Genomic DNA, 3,009 nt, shown 5'->3' on the forward strand with positions numbered 1-3,009 from the left:
GTGGATGCGGTTCATCAGGGCGCCGTGTTCGTTCATCACGCCTTTGGGCTGGCCGGTGGAACCGGAGGTGTAGAGCACGTAGGCCAGATCACTTGGCTCAACGCTCAGCGGTTCGCCCGCCGGCGCTTGGGGCAGGGCGTCGAGGGTCCAGGCGGGGTGCCCGGCCGGCAGGTTGGCCAGCCACTGCGGCTGGGTCAGCGTGACCTGGGCCTCGGCGTCTGCAATCAGGAACGCCAGACGCGCCGCCGGCAACTCAGGGTCCAGCGGCAGCCACGCGGCCCCGGCATGCACGGTGCCGAGCAGGGCCACGACCATTTCCACCGAACGCTCCATGCACACCGGCACGATGGACTCGCGACCGATACCGGCAGCGCGCAGGGCACGGGCCAGGTGCTGGGCACGCTGATCCAGTTCGGCGTAAGTCAGGCGCTGACCTTCGAACACCAGCGCCGGGGCTTTGGGGGTGAGGGCGGCTTGCTGGAGCAGGGCGGTGTGCAGGTTGCTCGGGCCGGCGTAGTGGCGATCGGTGGCGTTCCAGCGGTCCAGTTGTTGCTGGTCCTGCTGCTGCGGGAACAGCTCCACCAGTTTGCGCTGCGGCGCGGCCACCAGGGCGTCGAGCAAGGCGCACCATTGCGCGCTCCAGCGTTGCATCGTCAGCTCATCGAACAGTGCCGACTGGTATTCGAGGGCGAGAATCATGTCGCTGCCGTCGTCCTGCACCTCCCAGCTTTGTTCGAACTTGGCGTCGATCACCGGCAGCGTTTGTTCTTCGATGTGCAGGCCCGGCCACTGGCGGCTGTCCATGCGCCCGTGGTTGAGGGAGAACATCACCTGGAACAGCGGCGTGCGGTTCAGGTCGCGGCGCTGGGCCACGGCGCCCACCAGGGTGGCGAACGGCAGGTCGGCGTGGGCCTGGGCGGCCCGCAGATCGGCTTCCAGATGGGCCAGCAAGTGCTCCGCCGTGGCCTGTTGATCGACATCGCTGCGGATCACCAGGGTGTTGACCAGACATGCCAGCAAGGCCTGGGTCTGCGGCTGATCGCGCTGGTCCGCCGGGGTGCCGAGGCGAATCTCGCGCTGGCCGCTGTAGCGGGCGAGCAGCGCACTCAGGGCGCTGGCCAGCACCACATAGGCGGTGGTGCCGCGTTGCCGGGCGAACTGGCGGATGGCGTTGGCACGCTCGGCGCCGAGGCTGAGGGTCAACTGGCCGGCACGACGATCCGCTTCGGCGCCACGCGGGTGGTCCAGTGGCAGGTCGAGTTGGTAGTCGTCCTGGCCCAGGTGGTTTTTCCAATAGTCGAGGCTGGCGTTGCGGCGGGCCTGGGTGTCCGGGTGCTGCTGCCACAGGGCGAAATCGACGTAGTCGATGTCCAGCGCCTGCCAACCGGGCGCTTGCCCGTTCAAGGCTGCGCTGTAGGCCTGGCTCAGTTCGTCGATCAGCAACTGCATGGCCCAGCCATCGGTGGCGCTGTGATGCAGGCACACCAGCAGGTGGTTTTCGTCGCTGTCCCGGCGTTGCAACAGGTGCGCACGCCACGGCGCGGCGGCCGCCAGATCGAACGGCGCCATCAAGGCGTTTTGCGCCTCGAGGCAGGCAGCGGTCCAGTCCTGCGGGTCAACGGGGGTGATTGCCAACCCGGGGCCCTGATCGTCGATCAGCAACTGCGGCGCGCCTTCGATTTCGACGATGCGGCTGCGCAACACCAGATGACGCTGGCTGACTTGATCGAATGCATCGGCCAATGCCTGAGCGTTCAGCTCGCCGCGCAGGGTCAGGGCAAACGGCATGTGGTATTCGCGGGAGTCCGGCACCAAGCGGCTGAGCATCCAGAACCGCTGTTGCGCCAGGCCCAGCGGCAATCGAGCCGGCCGCTGCTGAGCGCCGATCGATTCACCAGGCGTTGCCGCCCGCAGGTGAATGGCCAGTGCCGCCACCGTCGGTTGCGCGAACACCAGTGCCAGCGGCAGCGCGGCGCCGAGACGCTCGCGCACTCGGGCAACCAGGCGGGTGGCCAGCAACGAATGGCCGCCGAGCTGGAAGAAGTGATCCTCGATACCCACCGACGGGCATTCGAGCAGTTCGCTGAACAATTCGCAGAGCACGGTTTCCGTAACGTTGCGCGGCGCGGTGTGTGGCTTGTCGCTGGCGGTTTGCGGCAATGCCACGGCGGCCAGCGCCTTGCGATCGAGCTTGCCGTTGCTGTTGAGCGGCAGGCTGTCCAGTTGCACCAACAAGCCCGGGACCATGTGCGAGGGCAGGTTGTCGCCCAGGACTTTTTGCAGCGCGAGCTGATCTGCTTCACCGCACCAGAAACTCACCAGTCGCTGATCCAGCAGCAGGGTGGCGGCATCGCGCACCCCGGCCTGTACCAGCAGTTCGGCGTCGATTTCGCCGAGCTCGATGCGCTGACCACGCACCTTCACCTGATGGTCGAGACGGCCCAGGTACTCGATGTTGCCATCAGGCAGGAAGCGGCAACGGTCGCCGGTGCGGTACAGGCGATCACCGGCAATGAACGGGCTGGCGAGGAAGCGTTCCTCGGTCAGTTCCGGCCGCTTGAGGTAGCCCCGGGCCACGCCGACACCGCCGATGTACAGCTCGCCGATGCTGCCGATCGGCAGCGGTTGCATGGCTTCGTCGAGGATGTACAGGCGCAGGTTGGCGATGGGTTTGCCGATTGGCACGATGACGTCGTCCACCGAGCAACGCCACACCGAGACGTCAATCGCCGCTTCGGTCGGGCCATAGAGGTTGATCAGCGCCGCCGGGTGTTGACCCATGAAGCGCCGTACCAGGTCTGCCGGCAGCGCTTCGCCACTGGCGAACACCTGGCGCAGGCTCTGGCACTTCACCAAGGTGGGCTCCTCGACAAACGCGCGCAGCATCGACGGCACGAAGTGCAGGGTGGTGACCTGTTCCTGCTGAATCAGCTGGCTCAGGTACGCCGGGTCGCGATGCCCGTCCGGACGGGCGACCACCAGGGTGGCACCGGTGATCAGCGGCCAGAA

The 3,009-nt window shown here is 66.9% G+C and carries 1 protein-coding gene; it reads right to left on the minus strand.

Going from position 1 to position 3,009, the window contains the following annotated elements; genetic code table 11:
* The coding region (locus B0W55_RS29170; protein WP_139341013.1) for an AMP-binding protein at nucleotides 1–3,009 on the minus strand (3,009 nt) is incomplete at both ends.

This window comes from Pseudomonas sp. KK4, assembly GCF_001984065.1.
GTDB lineage: Bacteria > Pseudomonadota > Gammaproteobacteria > Pseudomonadales > Pseudomonadaceae > Aquipseudomonas.